The following is a 19084-nucleotide window of genomic DNA, read 5'->3' on the forward strand; positions in this document are numbered from 1 at the left end:
TCAATCAACTGTGTCAATCCACCGGGGTGAATAGGGCCAACAGGGCCTGTTTGGTCGCGCTATCTGCCGGAAACATCATCTCTAATCTCAACTCAGACATAGCCAGATCCCCGGTGGAGGTGAACTGGGTCAGGGTAGAAAACAGCTTTAGATCCAGCCCGTTAAACCGATAATGGGTTGGGATCACTGCTGGCATCTCCTCTGAAACGGGACGGCAATGTGCGGCCACCCTGCGCTGCAATCGCTGCACCGCCTGGTGCAGGACCGGCGCCTTGCCAAGATGCGCCAGCTCGCTGCGTAATCGCATCAAAGTTAGCGCTTCGACCTCTTCCAGATTTACCAGGGCACCGCGCAGAGCCTCGTTTGTGGTCAAAGCATCTATCAGGCTGTCCCCGAGCTGCAATTGAGCATAGGTCAACAGGGCTGCGGCAGGGGGATTCATCGCCTTTAATACCCAGTGATGATCAATCGCAATTGCCGGAAAAGGCGCGTGACGCTCCAGCATCCAGTCAACCGCTTGCGCCAGCGGCGCACGGTCCGCATCGTTGGGGGGGCCGCCCCCAAAGGCCGGGGAAAACCCGGCGGCATGCAAGAGCTGATTGCGCGCCGCCAGCGGCATCTGCAGCTCTTGCGCCAGCCGCAGCGCCATATCGCGACTGGCGCGGGCGCGTCCGGTCTCCAGAAAGGAGAGATGCCGGGCAGAGACCTGTGCCGAAAGCGCCAGATCCAGCTGGCTCATCCGGCGCAGGCCCCGCCATTCTTTCAACATGTCGCCAAAGCCACTCATCTTGCTGATCCTCACCTGCGTTTCAGGTCACTGTAATGGGCGCAGGCAGGGAGTTCACTTACCTCTGAGGTAATTGTTTTCCTGCAGACCGCGCTGGATACTTAGGACATCGCCAAACAGGAGACCACGGATGACACATGACACCGCCACCAAGGCGCTCAAACTTGCCGCCATCGGCACGGTTATTTTTGGGCTGGCAATGGTTCTCGCCCTCGTATCGCCGCTGCACCTTGGCCTGGAGGTCTTTTTAGACCTGGTGCATTGGCCACTGGATGGGCAACAAGATCTGAACAGCGCCAGTGCCCATGTCCTGGCAGCGATTTCAGGCGGGCTGCTGGTCGGCACCGGCACACTGATCTGGGGCATCACGACAGAAGTCTATAGCAAGGCACCAAAGATCGGCGGACGCATGATCCTGACTGGAGTCTTGGCCTGGTACCTGCCCGACAGCTTTGGCTCTTACATGGTCGGAGCCTGGTTCAACGTGGTTCTGAACACTGGTTTCCTGGCGCTGTTTGCCGTACCTATTCTGCTGTATCGCCCCGCCAAACAGCCCGTGGCCGCCTGATCATTCAGCGCCCCTTTGGAATGGAATTGGCCGGAACAATACCGGCCAACCACCTATTCTGCCGCGACTTTTTTGTTTGCCAGCATCTCTTTCAAATAGTGCCCAGTATGACTGCGCGGTTCTTTGGCGACGGCCTCCGGTGTGCCGGTGGCAACGATCTCACCACCGCCGTCACCGCCTTCGGGGCCGATATCAATGATCCAGTCGGCTGTTTTGATCACATCGAGGTTGTGTTCGATCACCACCACGGAATTGCCCTGATCAACCAGTTCATGCAGCACTTCGAGCAGCTTTTTCACATCCTCAAAATGCAGACCTGTGGTGGGTTCATCCAGAATATACAGCGTCCGCCCGGTTGAGCGCTTGCTCAGCTCCTTTGACAGCTTTACCCGCTGGGCCTCACCACCGGACAGGGTGGTGGCCTGCTGACCGACCTTGATATAGCCCAGGCCAACCCGCATCAGCGCGTCCATCTTATCGCGGATCGAGGGCACAGCCTGGAAAAACGCCTGGGCATCTTCTACCGTCATATCAAGCACATCTGCGATGCTCTTACCCTTAAAGCGCACCTCCAGTGTCTCGCGGTTATAGCGTGCACCCTTGCAGGTTTCGCATTCCACATAGACGTCCGGCAGGAAATGCATCTCGATCTTGATGACCCCGTCGCCCTGACAGGCCTCACAGCGGCCGCCCTTGACGTTGAAGGAGAACCGCCCCGGTTTATAGCCGCGGGTCTTGGCCTCTGGCAGACCAGCAAACCAATCGCGGATCGGGGTGAACGCACCGGTATAGGTGGCCGGGTTTGACCGCGGTGTGCGGCCAATAGGGCGCTGGTCGATGTCGATTACCTTATCCAGATGCTCCAGCCCTTTGATGCTTTCGCAAGGCGCCGGGGTCTGGCGGGCACCATTCAGCCGCATTGATGCAGTCTTGAACAGGGTTTCAATGGTCAGGGTGGATTTCCCCCCGCCCGAGACCCCGGTCACACACAAGAATTTGCCCAGTGGGAATTCCGCCGTGACGTTTTTCAGGTTGTTGCCGGTCGCCTTGACCACCTTCAGTTTTTTCTTGTTGCCCTTGCGCCGTTTGGCCGGCACCGGGATTTCGCGCACGCCAGCCAGATACTGGCCGGTAATGGAGGCCGCATCGGCGGTGACTTCCGCCGCAGTGCCGTGGCTGACCACTTCACCACCATGCACGCCCGCCCCCGGACCAATATCAAAAACATAGTCAGCCTGGCGGATCATATCCTCGTCATGTTCCACCACGATCACCGTATTGCCCTGATCGCGCAGGTTTTTCAGGGTGGTAATCAGCCGGTCATTGTCACGCTGGTGCAAACCGATCGAGGGCTCATCCAGCACATAAAGCACCCCGGTCAGGCCCGAGCCAATCTGGCTGGCCAGGCGAATACGCTGACTTTCACCCCCCGAAAGGGTGCCACTGGCCCGCGACAGGCTCAGGTATTCCAAGCCGACGTTATTGAGAAACCCAAGCCGTTCGCGGATTTCTTTGACGATGGCACGGGCGATCTCTTGTTTTTGTTTGCTCAGATGGTTGGGCACATCTTCGATCCAGGCCAGCGCCTCGCGGATGGATTTCTGTACCACCTGCCCCGCATGTTCCCCGGCAATCTTCACCGCCAGAGCCTCTTCGCGCAGACGATAGCCACCACAGGCGCCACAGGGGCGATTGTTCTGGTAGCGCTCGAACTCTTCGCGGATCCAGTTGCTGTCGGTTTCGCGGTAGCGCCGTTCCATATTGGGAATGACGCCTTCAAAGACGCGGGTGACCTCATACACCCGGCCACCTTCGTCATAGCGGAAGGGGATTTCTTCCTCACCAGAGCCGCGCAGGAATACCTGCTGCACCTTGGGATCCAGATCTTTCCACTGGGTGTTCTTATTAAACCCATAGTGTTTGGCGATGGCTTCAATGGTTTGCAGGAAATAGGGCGATTTGCCTTTGCGCCAGGGCGCCAGCGCACCGTCATAGATTTTCAGACTTTGGTCCGGCACCACCAGGCGTTCGTCAAAGAACAGCTCAACCCCCAGCCCATCACAGACAGAGCAGGCACCAAAAGGCGCATTGAACGAAAACAACCGTGGTTCGATCTCGGGGATGGTGAAACCACTGACAGGGCAGGCAAAATTTTCGCTAAAGGTCAGCCGTTCGGGATCACCTTCACGCGGGGCTGTTTCCAGAACGGCAATCCCGTCGGCCAGATCCAACGCGGTGCGCAGGCTGTCGGCCAGCCGGGTTTCCAGACCTTCGCGCACCACCAGCCGGTCAACAACCACATCAATGTCATGGCGGTACTTCTTGTCCAGGGTTGGCGGCTCATCCAGTTCGTAGAATTCACCGTCAATCTTGACCCGCTGAAAGCCCTGCTTGCGCAGCTCCAGCATTTCCTTTTTGTACTCGCCCTTGCGGTCACGCACGATAGGCGCCAGCAAAAAGCCGCGGGTGCCCTCCTCCAGCGCCATCACCCGGTCGACCATATCCTGCACCTGCTGGGCCTCGATGGGCAGACCAGTGGCGGGGCTAAAGGGCGTGCCGGCCCGGGCAAACAGCAGTCGCAGATAGTCGTAGATCTCGGTCACGGTGCCGACAGTGGAGCGCGGGTTTTTCGAGGTGGTCTTTTGTTCGATGGAAATTGCCGGGCTGAGACCGGAAATGTGATCCACATCCGGCTTTTCCATCATGTCGAGGAACTGCCGGGCATAGGCCGACAGGCTTTCGACATAGCGGCGCTGGCCCTCGGCGTAGATGGTATCAAAGGCCAATGAGGATTTCCCCGACCCGGACAGGCCGGTGATCACCACCAGCTCATCGCGAGGGATATCCACATCAATGTTTTTGAGATTATGTTCGCGTGCGCCGCGCACCTCGATGGATTTCAACTCAGCCATACTGCCCTCGTGCCAAATACTCTGGCACCCACGGGATTAAGCCGCTGCCAGTCTTCGCCCTACAGATAGGCAATGTGGCGCCAGACTCCAATAGAAAAATGAGAACGTTAGTGGAACATTTTCCTGCATTTTGGTCAGAACACGCCAAATATGGTGGTCTGGTCTATTTTGTGGCGCGGCCCCCTATTCAGGCAGATGGCGCCGCATCTGGGCCAGTCCCAGATGGACAAGAAACCCACCCAGAAACAGGACCAGCAAAACCGCCATCAGCCCCGAAAACCCGGCCAGGCCAAGCGCCAGTACCATCAGAGGCGTGCCAATGGTATTGCCCAGATTGCCTGCCTGGGCCAGCACACCGCCCGCCTGGGCGCGATCCTCATCCTTTAGGTTCAACTGCGGCACCGCAGCAAAGGAGCCCCCCTGCACCAGCCCCATAGCGGCTGCCAGCGCCAGACAGGCCAGCGGATCACCGGGCTGCAACCACAGCCACAGCACCCCGCAGGCAGACAACACAAAGCCCAGCTGCGCCACCTTCACAGCCGCAAAGCGGCGCAACAGAAAGACCCCTAAAAACATCGAGGAGGCAATACTGGCCAGAGGCATGGCGCCCAGCACATAGCCGCGCTGCTCCGCTGCGATATAGGGCGGGATCACCGTCAGGATAGAGACAAAACAGCAGGTATAGAACAACCACCCCGCAGCTGGCGCCACCTTCCAGGGCGAGCGATAGACCGGCAGATGCAGCCCCGGCAGGTCGCGCAGGGCCGGAAGTTTGGCACGCGGTGGCACAGGCACATCCCGCAGCGCCCTGCCCAACCACAACGCCAGCCCCGCCATGATCAGCCCATGGGCCGCAAACAGTGACAATAGGCCAAACCCCGCCACCAGCGGCAGGCCAAACCAGGCAAGCAGAGTAAAGGCAACGCCAAAAAACGTGCTCCACAGGGTCATAGCCAGCCCACGGTCCCGGTCAGAGCTGAGCGCCGCAATCAGTGTAGGCCCAGCGACGACAACGCTCAGGTGTGACAGCCCTTCGATCAGGCGGCTGACAAGAAACAGGCCAAAAGGCAAATGCAGCGCCTGCAGTGCAGACATGCCGGCACCAATCCACAGCGCCCAAACCAGGCTGCGCCGATAGCCAACGGAGCTGACAAACAATCCCGCAACCAGACCAAAGAAAATACCAACAATACCCACCAGCGATACGGTAAAGCCAAGCGACGCCCCGGCGTCCGGGTACAGCAGACCCATACGGTCAAAAATCACACTGATTTTACCGTATTGCGCCGCCACCCCCAAACCTGCTGCCCAGATGGCAAAGATCAGTGGCCACCGGGTTGTGATCGGCTTTGCTGCCATTGCGCCCTGCCCCTTTGGTTTCGGGCAACGACCGGGCCGCCCTAAAGCTCACCTTTAGACTGTGCAACCTCTGAGTGCCAGATCCGCAGCAGCGCCATCTTTTCACAGTGGGGTCGCCTGGAGAGGCCCAAAATTGCAAGGACCGTGGAGAGGGCCCTGTGTGATACCCGTTCAAAGCTCAATTGTTTGCCCCCAATTACCATTTGTCCCTCACATTCCAGTGCACGCCGCAGCAGGCTGGCGCAGAATGACGCGCAGAATGAGGCAGGAGCGGCACCTTGATTAAGGTTTTCTCAGAAAGCTTGAGGCAGATTTTAGCGATGGGTTTGGGCCGCAGCCCAATGGACATACCAAAACGCGCGCCCCAAAAGGGGACGCGCGGTAAAAAAGACAGCCTTAGATAAACTGACCTGCCATCCCCCCCTGACAACAGGAGAAATTCAGCCAAAAAATGAGCCACCAGGCTACATGTGAATGACACGATCAAAAGCGTCGAGCACGCTTTCATGCATCATCTCGCTCAGGGTGGGATGCGGGAAGACGGTGTTCATCAGGTCTTCTTCGGTGGTTTCCAACTGGCGGCCAACCACATAGCCCTGGATCAGCTCGGTGACTTCTGCACCAACCATATGGGCGCCCAGCAGCTCGCCAGTCTTGGCGTCAAACACGGTTTTAACCATGCCCTCAGCCTCGCCCAGTGCGATGGCTTTGCCATTGCCGATAAAGGGAAAACGACCCACTTTGATATCATAGCCCAGCTCTTTGGCCTTAGCCTCGGTATAGCCGACACTGGCCACCTGCGGCTGGCAATAGGTGCAGCCTGCGATGCTTTCGGGTTTCACCGGATGGGCATGTTTGCCACCGATCAGATCCGCCACCATGACGCCTTCGTGGCTTGCCTTATGGGCCAACCAGGGGGCGCCGGCGATATCGCCAATGGCATAAAGCCCCTCAACCCCGGTGCGGCAGTAGGCATCCGTCACCACATGGGTGCGGTCGATCTTGACGCCAAGCGCCTCCAACCCCAGACCTTCGACATTGCCGACAATGCCCACGGCAGAGATCACCGTGTCAAAGTCGACCTTTTCCACCTTGCCGCCGCTTTCAATATGCGCGGTGACGGTATCCTTTCCACGGTCCAGCTGTTTGACCATGGCTTTTTCCATGATCTTCATGCCCTGTTTGACAAAGGCCTTCCTGGCAAAGGCCGAGATTTCCTCGTCTTCCACCGGCAGCACCCGGTCCATCACTTCAACGACTGTAGTATCGGCACCCAAAGTGTTGTAAAAGCTTGCAAATTCAATTCCGATTGCGCCAGATCCGATGACCAGCAGGCGTTTCGGCATCCGCGGCGGCACCAGGGCATCCCGGTAGGTCCAGACCCGATCGCCATCGCCTTCGAGGCCGGGCAATTCCCGTGCGCGTGCGCCGGTGGCCAGGATGATGTTCTTGGCGCTCAGCTCCTCGGTGCCCTTGTCCGTTTTAACGCTGACCTTACCCTTGGCAGGGATCGTCGCTTCGCCCATTACCACGGTGATCTTATTCTTCTTCATCAAATGGCCAATGCCAGAAGACAGCTGTTTGGCCACCCCGCGTGAGCGTTTGACGACGGCATCAAGATCATAGGTGATGTTATCCGCGCCCAGGCCAAATTCCTTGGCCCGCTCCATCAGATGAAACACCTCAGAAGAGCGCAACAGCGCCTTGGTTGGAATGCAGCCCCAGTTCAGGCAGATGCCGCCCAGGTTCTCGCGCTCAATGATCGCGGTCTTCAGGCCCAGCTGCGCCGAGCGAATGGCGGCGACATAGCCCCCCGGTCCGGCGCCGATTACGATGACATCATAGGTTTCTGCGGCCATGGTCTTCCCTCATCAAAAGGATCAACATAATTTAGTTTACCGTTAAACTACTTTCAGAAGAACTGCAAACACTCAGTCAGGGCTCACATGAAGGTGAGCGCCAAACACCCGCCACCCAACCTTTTCCCTGCGGAAAAAGGCACAGGCGCCGGGTCTTTTTGTCTTTGCGGAATCATAGCCCTGCAACTTCGCCTATACTACCCGCAATATCCGCTAGAATCGTAAAGTGATCCCATTCGATGACGAAGACTGTTTTTGACCTCATCAAAGCCCTGCTGAATGCCACACTGCTGTTGTTGGCGCTCTGCCTGTTTCTGGGCTGGCAACTCTTTGCCTCGGCCCATGATGTGGCAGATCGTTTGGGAGAAATCGGCACGCGTTTTGTGCCGGTTCAGACCCAGTTGCAACGGATGAATGAGGAAATTTCAGCCTTGAACCTGGCCCTGAGCCAATCTGACACCCCGGACAGTACAGAGATGCGGTTGCGGCTCGCCAGATTGGAAGAGCAGCTGACAGGACTGAAAGAAGAAACCAAGTCCATCAGTGAACTGCCGGAGCAGGTGGTCACAGCTGCGGTCAAGACTGCGGCGATGGCTTTTTCAGATCAGATTGCCGCACATCTGCCGCAGCTTGAGAGCTGCCGTCCAAGTTCCGCAGCGCTGTTGCACTAACACTCCAAGACCCAGGCACAGGCAAACAGTGACACCCCCGCAAGGGGTAAGCTGGGGCGCCAGATGCCCGCGCGCCAAAAGGCCGGGAGCAACGCAAGCGCGGCCCCCCAAGCCTTGACGCCTTAGCCCGTCGCCTGCAGGTTCCGCACGGTGGCACCATAACCACCGCCACTCACGTAGTCACGCTCAGGTTCGGTACTGTGGCGCAGCAATGCCTCGTTGCGGTAGGGGAAGCGTCCAAATAGGCGGATCACTTCCCGGTGGGCACGGGCGTGCAACATATTGGACTCGCCGCTTTCGGGCATCCGTTCCTTCATCAGGCGCACACAACGCTCCTGATCGCAGAGGTTTTCGGAATGCATCAACGGCATGTAAAAAAACTGACGCGCCGGTTCGTCAATCTTCATATCCCATTTTCTCTGGATGGCGTTCTTGGCAGCACTGAGTGCCATACGATCAGAACGGAACGCCGCGCCGGTGCCGCGAAACATGTTGCGCGGGAACTGATCCATCAAGATGATATAGGCCAATGTGCCCGACGGATAGGTCAGCCACAGGGAAAACTTACCCTCACAGGCTGCGTCCCAGGTCTCCTTGAACCGCGTTGTAATGGTCTCATCCAGCGCCTCATCGCTCAGATACCAACCTTTTTCGCCAACTTCATCCAACCAGAACTTCAGGATATCTTCGGGCCCGTACATTGGTCCATCTCCACGTATTAATACCTAGGTTCACTTCAGACCATTTTGCATGGTGTTTACAAGCGACGTTAGGTCACTATTTGCAACATTTAGGACCGTTTGCTGAAATATTCCTCACAGAGCCATATGGTTAGCGCAATCAGCCGGCCTCACTGGCGGCTTCTTGCTCTTCGATCTCGGTCTCAATGGCATATTCCTGCGCAAACTCCACCACCACAGGCGAACCGCTGGGTGTCATTGGTGACATAATCCCGGTTTCGTCCGCGGGAATCGCTGCCCGCTGTGTGGTGCGATACAGCGCATAGACTGCGAGGGCGATCAGCAACACCGCCATGAACAGGAAATATCCCGACGGACCAAAGACTGCATCGCTCATGATCCAGCCGGTGATCACCGGCCCGGCAATGGCGCCCAAGCCGTTGATGAACACCAGCCCGCCAGAGGCCGCCGCCATATCATCGTGCTCCAGATAGTCATTGGTATGGGCGATCAGCAGCGAATACAGCGGGTTGGACATGCCTCCGATAAAGAAGGCGGCCAGCAACAAAAAGCTGTACGACCCGCCCATCATCATCCCCATGAGCGCAGCCCCGCCGCCCAGAGCCGAGACCACAAGAACCAGAACCCGGCGGTCCATCCAGTCTGACATCCAGCCCAGCGGATATTGCAGGACAATGGCACCGATATAGAAGGTGGCAATAAAAATGGAGATCTGCGACAGGGTCAGCCCTGCCTCGGCAGCATAGACCGCGCTCATGCCAAACTGAGCCGAAAAGACCCCACCTAGCAGAAACATACCGACACAGCCAAGCGGTGAAACATTCATCAGTTCACGCAGCGACATCGGTTTTGTGGTGTCAAAAGCCGGGGTGGGTGAAATCGACAGCAAAATTGGCGCAAAGGAGACCGAGATCACCACCGAGGCAATAACAAAGGTCTCATATCCTGCCGGATCCCCCACCAACATCAGCGCTTGCGCCGCAACAATGCCCATCGTCTGCACGATCATATAAAGCGACAGCGCCTTGCCCCGGTTGGCATTGTCAGAGGCATTGTTGAGCCAGCTTTCCGCAGTGACATACACGCCAGAAAAGCAAAAGCCGATAAGCGCCCGCCCCAGCATCCATGCAATGGGATTGGCCACCGCAGGATACAGGATCATGACCGCCGAGATCAGCGAGGCCAGCGCCGCAAAGACCCGCACATGACCAACGCGGCGGATCATCTCTGGCGCCAGGCGCGACCCGCCCAGAAAGCCGACAAAATAGGCCGACATCACAAAAGACATCTGCAGGGTCGAAAACCCCTCCATGGCGCCCCGCACCCCAAGAATGGTGCCCTGCATGCCATTGCCGATCATCAGCATGCCCATGCCCAAGAGTAGCGCCCAAGCGCTCGACAAAACCTGCAGCATAGCGATGTCTCCTTTACCGTTGGGCAAGTGTCCCTGAAACAAGTGTAACAGAGTCGCTTGCCCGTCTGATGTTGTTGACGGGGTGCCTTTGTAGCCAAAGGCGGGTGTCGGTTGCGATTGATGGCGAATGATGTGCGTTTTCCGGCTTACATCAGTGCGGAAACTAGCCGCGCTTGTCTACCGTCATTTGCATCACTTCTGCACGGTATTCGTCTCTTGGGGCAATAAAAGCGACCCATCGCCATAAGAAAAGAAACGATAGCCGCTTTTTACCGCGTGATCATAAATCTCGCGCACCCGCTCCTGCCCCATCAGCGCCGAGATCAGCATCAACAAGGTGGATTTTGGCAGGTGAAAGTTGGTCATCAAGGCATCGGCTGCATGGAAGGTAAATCCCGGATATATAAAGATATCCGTCTCGCCCTCCCAGGGCTGCACCGCACCAGAACGCGCTGCGCTCTCGATCAGGCGCAGGGCGGTGGTTCCCACCGGAATGACCCGGCCACCCGCAGCTTTTGTTGCGGCAATCTCAGCCGCGGCCTGCGGGCTGACCCGACCCCATTCGGCATGCATCTTGTGGCTGGTCACATCTTCGACCTTTACCGGTAAAAAAGTGCCTGCGCCCACATGCAGGGTCACATAGGTGAACTGCACCCCCTTGGCGCTGAGCGCCGCCAGCAGCGCCTGGTCAAAATGCAAAGAGGCCGTCGGCGCGGCGACCGCACCAGAATGGCGGGCCCAGACGGTCTGGTAGTCTTCTTTGTCCTGATCATCAGCGGATCGTTTGGCGGCAATATAGGGCGGCAGCGGCATCGCACCCGCCGCATTAAGGGCGGCGTCAAAATCATCGCCCGTCAGGTTGAACCGCAACTGCCCCTGCCCGTCCGCGACGGCAACCAGTTCAGCTGATAGTACCTCGGAAAACACCACGACCTCGCCGAGCTTGACCTTCTTGAGCGGCTTCAACAACGCAGTCCAACTGCCATCAGCCTTGGGATCCAACAGCGTCACTTCGACCTTGGCGGCCATTTTGCCCTGGGCGGTGTCGCGGTGGCGCAGGCCGGAAAGCCGCGCCGGGATGACCTTGGTGTCGTTCAGCACCAACCGGTCACCAGGCTGCAACAGGTCAACAAGATCCGCCATATGACCATCGGTCAGCTGATCCGGCGTGGCCACCAGTAATCGCGCCGCGCTGCGCGGCGAAGCCGGGCGGGTGGCAATCAAATCTTCGGGCAGGTCAAAATCAAAATCGCTGAGTTTCATGCCGCCCCTTTAAGGGGTTTCTCCCGGCTTGGCCATGGGTCTTGCAGGGCGCCAGCGCGACAAAGTCACAAGCGCCCTTACCGCTCACCGCCGGTGAAACTGCGCGGCTCAGAGGCAGGCTCTTGCGGCTCCTCCACTGGCGCGCCTGGCACCGTGGGCGCCTTGCCGCGAAAGATCTCGCGGAACATGCCAGGGGCCAGCGCTGACAGGGGATTGACGCTGACCTTTGGATCATCCGCCGAGCCCCGCAGCTTGAAAGCAAAGCCAAACAGCCCCTCGCCCTTGCGCGACACCACCCGGCCAATGGCATTGATGATATAGATCGGCGAGATCACCCCGCGCATGTTCAGCGCGCCGGAGTTCAGATCATAAATCCCGTCCATCGACAGTCCCATAGATGGCCCGACCGCGCTGCTTTCATGCAGGGTCAGATGGGTCGAACCCAGCCGGAACTTTGCCTCGACCCCGGTAAACAGGATGCCGCCACCGGATAATTCATCCACCAGACCAATGACGCTGATTGCATTCAACAGCGCCGCCATGGAGGGCGCATTTTTGATGCGAGTGTTCTTGATGTTGATCTCGCCGTCATATTCACCCGGCTGTTTTGCCGGCACCAACGTCATGTCAAAGCTGCCGCCCTCACCATGGCGCAAAATGCCTGCGGCCCTAAAAACCCCACCTGCATCCTCGGCGCGGATCCGCGTGGCGATGCCCCCCGGTTTTGGCACCACGACCCCAGAGACTGGCGTGGCGCCATTCAGTTTGCCGGTGAATTGGCCATTAAGCCCGCCCTGGGTGGAAAACCGCCCCGCAAAGCCGCTCAAGGCGATGCTTTCGGTGACCCGCAGACGCTCCAGCCGCATGGAGATCGGCCCGGACGGTGCACCGCCCCCAGAGCCCGCCCCGGTGCTGCTGCCACTTTCACCGGAAAAGGGCGCCTTTTGCAGATCAAGCGTGCCGCTGGTCACCTGAATTTCTGCCAGCCCATTGCGCAGGCCAATAAAGTTCACTGTCCCCCGCATCCAGTTGCCGACGGTTACCGCGCTCAGATGCGCCTGCTGCAGCCCGCCGCTCTCCTTGGTGGTCATCCAGCCTTCAGCCTGCAATCCCGGCGCCTGCAGGCTCAGCCGATCGACCTTGACGGGCGTTGCCAGGGTGACATCCATATCCAGCTGCCCCCGGCGCTCCGGGGGGTTGCGCCAACTGATCTGGGGAATGCGCAGATCCAACCCAGCGAGATCGGAGCTAAACTGCAGCTGCGGCGGCTGGTCGGGCACCAGATCCAGCTGATACCGCCCCTGCCCCCGGCCTGTAACCGTGCCTTTGGGCAGGCCAATTTGCAGGGTGTCAATGGCTTGCGGGCTGATCTCGATCTGGCCGGTCACCCGACTGGCCGGGCTGGCCTCTGGTCCCACGGCCTGGCTCCAGTTTGCGGTGACCGGGATACCCGACAGGCTGCCCGCCCCCGACAGCGCCACACGCCCCTGATCGCCGCGCAGCACCAGAACCGGCGCTGCCACCACATGGTTGGGGACCAAAGTGTCGCTCTGCACCGCACTGACGGTGCCCTGGTAGTGGTATTTGATCTCTTCGGGCAGCACCTCTGGTTTGAGCGGCAGGGCCAAAGTACCGACCACATGCACCCGCCCGTCAGCCAGATCAACCGGCAGCTGCGCCTTGTCCAAAATGGAAAGCGGCGGACGGTTCAGCAACGACAGCCCTGCTGTCACAGTGCCTTCAGCCACCACCCGGGCGATCCCCGGCGTGCCATCGCGCACCGAAGTATCCGGGATAATAAACGAGGTTCCGGCGACCTGCACCTCGCCCCCCTCATCTGCGGTCACCGTACCCGCAGAGGCAACAACAACCATTCGTGTGTTATAGAGATTAAAATGACCGGCGCCGTCCTTTACCCGTGGCATGTGTTTTTGGAATTTGACATCGGCATTGGTGAAATTGGCATCCAGCGCGTAAAACGGTTTTGCCCGGCCTTTTCCGCGCAGGGCAAAATTCACGTCCTGAGCCTGGGCCTGAAAAACATTTTGCAGCACCCATTGGCGTGGCTTTTCCGCAGCCCCAGTGGGCCACAGCGATTTCACCTGCGCCAGGTCCAAGTGGTCAGACCGGGCATCCAGGGCGTATTCCCAGCCTTCGGGACCGGTTTCAAACTTGCCATTCAAACGGATTTGGCGGCCCTCATGCTCGACCAGCATCTCGCCGAGCTGAAAACGGAAGGGATCGGGCTGCAGCCGGAAATCCACCGTCACGCCCTCAAAAACCTGCGGTGCCGAGTAAAGCCCGCGCGAATTGAGGGTGAGATCGGTGAACCGCAACTGCCCCACCAGATCGGTCAACCGACCGTCCGAGATCCCCGCCAGCTCGGCATCGCCCTCCATGGTGCCAGAGCCCCAGCCGCTGTTGATCTTCAACTCATCAAACTGCAGGCGCTGTTCCAAAGGAAAGAAGGTGAAATAACTATGGGCCCCGTGGATCGGAATGGGCAGGGTTTCCGGCGAGGGCTGGATCACCCCTTCGCCGATTTGCAGGCTGGCTGACAGAGGCAACAAAGTGCCCTCGCTGGTGATGCCGCCGCGCAAGGACCCCGAGATCGACGCCCGCAGCACCTGCAGCCAGCCAAGAGCCGGCGCCTGCACCGCGATGTCTTCGCTGGCGATATCGCTGACCAGAATCCCAAATTCGGCGGCGGCATCGCCAATATCGGATTTGTAATTCGCCTCAACCGCGCCCACGTCCTGACGCCCGCTCAGCACTGAAAAGCCTGAGGAAATGGTCAAGGCCTGGGCCTGGCGGGTAAAGCGCACATGGCCGCCATCCAGGGTCCAGACCCGGCCAAGCCGCGCGTCCTCATAGCGCAGGGTTACCCCATCGGTGGAAATCTCGGTCAGAGACGACAGCACCGGCAATTCGAACTGGCTGTCCCATTGTTCGATCAATTGCGGCAGGTTGGCGGCCTGACGCAGCGGCGAGCCTTCCTGGGAAAGGCTGAGCGCAATCCCATCGGTTTCGCGCCGCAGACTGGCATAGAGCCCACTGAGAAAAATGCGTTTGGGCTGGATCTTGCCCCGCAGCAGGGGCCGCATTGCCATGGCAATTTCGGCATCGGCCAGTTGCACGATCGCCGTACCATCCGCCGCACGCAGGGTAACATCCCGCATCCCGATACGGGGTCTCCACCCGTGATTTACCACAAAGTTGAGATCGCCAAATTCAAGCGTCAGCCCATTCAAATCCTGCGCAATACGGGTTTCAAGGCGCTGTCGCAGCCACTGTGGCGCATCCATTCGGGTGCCGATACCAAAATAGATCGCCCCGGCCCCCAGAAAGCACAAAAAGGCCAGCAACCGGATAGCCCAACGCAGGGCGCGCAGACGCCGCGGCCTGCGCCGCTGCGCGGGCTGCCCCACAAGCTCATCGACAGAACGCGCGACGAGATCTTCATTTTCCCCAACTGGTTCGATCAGTGTTTATCCTTTGGCCACGATAGCCTAACTATATCAGACAGCCCTTGCCAAACCGTTCGGGGTCCACTCATCTGGAGCCAAGGGTTTGCGCCCCCACATGTTCAGGAGACCACATAAATGCTCGATGCAACTGATCAGGCCCCTCTGTTTTGCCTGCCCCGTGATGGCGGCGGTGACGTCTCTCTTGCAGAGTTAAAAGGCCAAGCCGTTGTTCTGTTTTTCTATCCCCGCGATGATACCCCGGGCTGCACCAAAGAATCCATCGGGTTTTCTGCCCATCTGCAAGGCTTTGCCGATGCCGGCACCCTGGTTTTTGGAATTTCCAAAGACACAGTGTCAAAGCACGATAAATTCATCGCAAAACACGAGCTGACCACGCCGCTATTGTCCGATGCGGAAGCCAGTACCTGTGAAGACTACGGGGTCTGGAAAGAAAAAAACATGTACGGCAAAAAGCACTGGGGGATTGAGCGCTCGACCTTTTTGATTGACGCCGACGGGCGCATTGCCCGCGTCTGGCGCCGGGTCAAGGTTCCTGGTCATGTGGAAGAGGTGCTGGAGGCTGCCCAATCTCTGCAATAGCCCAGTCTGCCATAGGTCAGCCTCTGCAATAGCCCAGTCCCTGTTATAGTCCGGTGTAACAGCCGGGTATTTATCAGGTCTCCTTAGGTCTGCGGCTAAATCTTGTGCAGTTCAGAAAAGCTGGGGTCAATGGATTTGCGCCCGGCCCGCCCTGGTTTTGCTGTTGTTTTGCCCAGGCTTTGGCTGGCGTCAAGCGCGCCCCCAAGGTACGTGAGGCTCTGCCTCACACTCCGAGGTATTTGTCGTAAGATGAAAGGGTAGCAGCCGCGCTGCAGTGGCGCGGATTTACGACAGCTTCCCTATGGAACTTTCTCTGAAACTCTCTGGCACTTTTGTGCCCTTCGCCTTTTGTTTGTAAGGATCTCATATGACCGCTCCACTTACCCTCGCACAGATGGCCAATGAGGTCTTGACCACCGCCGATGGCGCCGCAAAGGCCGCCCTGTCACGCCGCCATGCCGCAGCCTGGTTTGCCGCCCGCAAACAGGACCCCTGTGCAATAGAGATCGGTACCGCCAATCCGCCGCTACACCCGGCCCGCCCGGAAAAGCCTGAGCTGCTCAATCCGCGCGACGTGCCAAAGCGCAAGCCCGGATCTGAGGCCGGTCGCATCGCCCTGTTGCATGCAGTTGCCCATATTGAGCTCAACGCGGTTGATCTGCACTGGGATATCATTGCGCGCTTTTCCCATGTCGCCCTGCCGATGGGGTTCTTTGATGATTGGGTCAAGGCAGCGGATGAGGAATCCAAACATTTTGGCCTGATGTGCGACTGTCTGGAAAGACTTGGCAGTTATTACGGTGCCCTGCCGGCCCACCGGGGCATGTGGCAGGCCGCTGAAGATACCGTCGAGGATTTGATGGGGCGCCTGGCCGTGGTGCCGATGGTATTGGAGGCGCGCGGGCTTGATGTAACCCCCGGCATGATAAAGATTTTCCGCCAGGCAAAACTCACCCAGGCGGTGGAGGCGCTGGAGGTGATCTATGCAGAGGAAGTCAGCCATGTGGCCTATGGGTCCAAGTGGTTCTATTTCCTGTGTGGTCGGGACAATCTGGATCCCAAGGAGGTTTTTCACAGCCTGGTCAGGAAATATTTCCGCAGCACGCTGAAGCCGCCTTTCAATGAAGAAAAGCGTGCCGATGCCGGTATTCCGCCAGATTTCTACTGGCCACTTGCAGATCAGATCAAACCAATTGCCGGGGTCTGACCGCGTCAATCGACAACAGCTGCAACAGCCATCTTGCGCAAAAGCTTAGGCAAGGCTCCTAATGGCTGCTCTCTAGCAGCATAATTCGGGTCAACCACAGCCGCAGAGATAGCCGCCCACAGCGCCTGTTCCACTGGCAATATTCCGCCCAAATCCGCCTCCCATCGGGACAAACCGATGGGAGCACATCCAAAAACCGCCTTCACACTTGCCCACGGGCTGCCGCATGGCTAATGATTTTGCGCAGAGTTCTGCAGCTGGGGATGGCAACGGCTCTGCGAAATAGGGATGGGACAAGGATCCGCACGTGCGAACACGTCTGGCTATTAGGATACACTCATTTCTGGAAAGCACTTTTCCAGAACGCCGGGTCTTTTTGAAATCGGATACCGATACCCGCTTTATCCGGTTGCGACCGGGCACACAGCTGGTCGCCGTCACCGGGATGGTGGCCTTTGTTGCCTGGGCTATTGTCGCCACGGCGATTGTCCTGATGGATAGCATTGGTTCCGGCAACTTTCGCGAACAGGCCAAGCGAGACCAGCTCACCTATCGTGCCCGGATTGACGATATCGCGCACGAACGTGACACACGCGCCGAAGAGGCCTTGGCGGCGCAGCAACGGTTCAACGCTGCCTTGGCGCAGATTTCCATGATGCAATCAGAATTGCTCACTTCCGAAACCCGGCGCCAGGAGCTGGAAACCGGTATCGAGGTCATTCAGACAACCCTACGACAGACCATGACCCAGCGTGACGGAACCCGCGCCGAACTGGAAGAATTGCGCCAGGACACCAAGGCAGATTGGGACACGCCCATGGCGGCAGCAGCTGCCCCCCTGCAGATGGATTTCCTCTCTACTGCCCTGTCGGAAACGGCAACTGAGCGTGATCAGATAGAAAACGACGCCCGCGAAGCCCTGGAACAGCGCGCCGAAATGGAGCTGGAGCTGGAGCTGCTCAACGAGCGCAACGACCAGATTTTCCGCCAACTGGAAGAGGCGGTTGCCGTATCGGTGGCCCCCCTGGACAAGATGTTTAAAAATGCCGGCATGCCGCCAGATCGTATTCTGGAACAGGTGCGTCGCGGATATAGCGGTCAGGGCGGTCCGCTCACCCCTTTAGCCCTGTCCACCCGCGGTGAGGAACCCTCCGCGGATGAGCTGCGCGCCAACCAGATTCTCAATCAGTTGGACCAGTTGAACCTCTACCGGATGGCAGCCCAGCAGGCGCCTTTTGCCACCCCTGTCAATCTGAACCTGGTGCGTCAGTCTTCGGGCTATGGCTACCGGCGTGACCCTAAAACCGGCGGCCGTCGCCTGCACAAAGGGTCTGATTTTGCCGGCCGCACCGGCACCGATATCTTTGCCACCGCCGATGGCATCGTCACCCATGCCGGCTGGCAATCCGGTTATGGCAAACTTGTTACCATTCAGCATGCCTTTGGGATTGAGACGAAATACGCTCATAACTCAAATCTGCGCGTTAAGGTGGGCCAAAGGGTCTCGCGCGGCGATCACATTGCTGATATGGGTACGACCGGACGGTCCACCGGAACCCACCTCCACTATGAGGTAAGGGTCAATGGCAAACCCGTAAACCCGATGATCTATATCAAGGCTGCAAGAAATGTTTTCTAAAAGCAAAATCAACGAGCCCGGACCTAAACAGGCCGAGGCAACCCCCACAGCGGCTCCTGCGGCCTCATCCGCACCTGCTGCTGCACCTGCAAGCGATTATAAGCCCTCTGCCCCAAAGGCAAAGCCGCCCGCATCGCTGCTGAGCTCGGATCTGCACATTACCGGCAATCTGAAAACCTCGGGTGACATTCAGGTCGAAGGTACCGTCGAAGGCGATATTCGCGCACACCTGCTGACCGTTGGCGAAACCGCCACCATCAAAGGCGAAGTGATTGCTGATGATGTTGTGGTTAATGGTCGTGTTGTTGGACGGGTGCGCGGCCTCAAGGTGCGGCTCACCGCCACTGCCCGTGTCGAAGGCGACATCATCCACAAGACCATCGCGATTGAGAGCGGAGCCCATTTTGAAGGCTCGGTTCAGCGTCAGGATGACCCGCTGACCGCTGGCGGCAAAAAGGCCATGCCAGCTGCTGCGCCTACAGCAGCAGCTCCTGCCTCGACTTCTTCAGCCCCCTCGGCGGCCGTCAAAGCGGCAACAGCCGCAGCCAAGGCTGACAGCTAACCCATAGGCTGACTTGGCTCTGGGCCCTGGGGAACAGAGTGAAAGATAAAAACCGCCGCAGATCGGCTCTGCGGC

At 58.5% G+C, this 19084-nt stretch carries 14 protein-coding genes; 6 read left to right on the top strand and 8 right to left on the bottom strand.

The genetic code is table 11. The features are described from left to right. Positions 1–13: 13 nt before the first annotated feature. Entirely contained in the window at positions 14–787 is a 774-nt protein-coding gene (locus JZI28_RS09860; RefSeq protein ID WP_375700018.1) for a helix-turn-helix domain-containing protein, read from the bottom strand. Positions 788–917: 130 nt separating this feature from the next. Here JZI28_RS09860 and JZI28_RS09865 point away from each other — a divergent pair, with 130 nt between their 5' ends. Next, positions 918–1355, top strand: a complete 438-nt coding sequence (locus JZI28_RS09865) for an excinuclease ABC subunit A (RefSeq protein ID WP_375700019.1) — start codon at positions 918–920, stop codon at positions 1353–1355. Between the two features lie 53 nt (positions 1356–1408). Here the strand turns inward: JZI28_RS09865 and uvrA are convergent, their stop codons facing one another. The 3 genes from uvrA to lpdA form a co-directional block, all read right to left on the bottom strand. Next, on the bottom strand, positions 1409–4267 hold the full coding sequence (gene uvrA, locus JZI28_RS09870) for an excinuclease ABC subunit UvrA (RefSeq protein ID WP_297339966.1): 2859 nt from the start codon (positions 4265–4267) through the stop codon (positions 1409–1411). Between the two features lie 183 nt (positions 4268–4450). Beyond that, complete coding sequence (locus JZI28_RS09875) at positions 4451–5626, bottom strand: MFS transporter (protein WP_375700020.1); 1176 nt, start codon at positions 5624–5626, stop codon at positions 4451–4453. A gap of 464 nt (positions 5627–6090) precedes the next feature. Beyond that, complete coding sequence (gene lpdA, locus JZI28_RS09880; RefSeq protein WP_295451519.1) at positions 6091–7485, bottom strand: dihydrolipoyl dehydrogenase; 1395 nt, start codon at positions 7483–7485, stop codon at positions 6091–6093. Between the two features lie 239 nt (positions 7486–7724). Between lpdA and JZI28_RS09885 the strand changes: the two genes are divergently transcribed. Continuing rightward, positions 7725–8156, top strand: coding sequence for a hypothetical protein (locus JZI28_RS09885; protein WP_375700021.1), 432 nt, complete (start codon positions 7725–7727; stop codon positions 8154–8156). A gap of 122 nt (positions 8157–8278) precedes the next feature. Here JZI28_RS09885 and JZI28_RS09890 read toward each other — a convergent pair whose 3' ends face one another. The 4 genes from JZI28_RS09890 to JZI28_RS09905 form a co-directional block, all read right to left on the bottom strand. Continuing rightward, positions 8279–8857, bottom strand: coding sequence for a DUF924 family protein (locus tag JZI28_RS09890; protein ID WP_295451514.1), 579 nt, complete (start codon positions 8855–8857; stop codon positions 8279–8281). 139 nt (positions 8858–8996) lie between these two features. Next, on the bottom strand, positions 8997–10271 hold the full coding sequence (locus JZI28_RS09895; RefSeq protein ID WP_295451511.1) for an MFS transporter: 1275 nt from the start codon (positions 10269–10271) through the stop codon (positions 8997–8999). A 192-nt stretch (positions 10272–10463) separates the two neighbouring features. Then, the gene (gene queA, locus JZI28_RS09900; RefSeq protein WP_375700022.1) at positions 10464–11534 is read right to left on the bottom strand and encodes a tRNA preQ1(34) S-adenosylmethionine ribosyltransferase-isomerase QueA; all 1071 of its coding nucleotides are present in this window, start codon (positions 11532–11534) and stop codon (positions 10464–10466) included. A gap of 77 nt (positions 11535–11611) precedes the next feature. Then, positions 11612–14899, bottom strand: a complete 3288-nt coding sequence (locus JZI28_RS09905) for an AsmA-like C-terminal region-containing protein (protein WP_375700023.1) — start codon at positions 14897–14899, stop codon at positions 11612–11614. A gap of 237 nt (positions 14900–15136) precedes the next feature. On the opposite strand from JZI28_RS09905, the gene JZI28_RS09910 reads away from it, so the two are divergent. From JZI28_RS09910 to JZI28_RS09925, 4 genes are all read left to right on the top strand, one after another. Then, positions 15137–15601, top strand: a complete 465-nt coding sequence (locus JZI28_RS09910) for a peroxiredoxin (RefSeq protein WP_375700024.1) — start codon at positions 15137–15139, stop codon at positions 15599–15601. 367 nt (positions 15602–15968) lie between these two features. After that, positions 15969–16808: a ferritin-like domain-containing protein gene (locus tag JZI28_RS09915; RefSeq protein ID WP_375700025.1), complete on the top strand. Its 840-nt coding sequence runs from the start codon at positions 15969–15971 to the stop codon at positions 16806–16808. 307 nt (positions 16809–17115) lie between these two features. Continuing rightward, on the top strand, positions 17116–18447 hold the full coding sequence (locus tag JZI28_RS09920) for a M23 family metallopeptidase (RefSeq protein WP_295451499.1): 1332 nt from the start codon (positions 17116–17118) through the stop codon (positions 18445–18447). Further along, positions 18437–19009 carry a polymer-forming cytoskeletal protein gene (locus JZI28_RS09925; RefSeq protein WP_295451497.1) on the top strand — a complete coding sequence of 191 codons (573 nt, stop codon included), beginning with the start codon at positions 18437–18439 and terminating at the stop codon, positions 19007–19009. Before JZI28_RS09920 ends, JZI28_RS09925 begins: the two co-directional genes overlap by 11 nt. Positions 19010–19084 lie beyond the last annotated feature (75 nt).

Source organism: Pseudophaeobacter sp. TrK17 (genome assembly GCF_042192375.1).
Classification (GTDB): Bacteria; Pseudomonadota; Alphaproteobacteria; order Rhodobacterales; family Rhodobacteraceae; genus Pseudophaeobacter.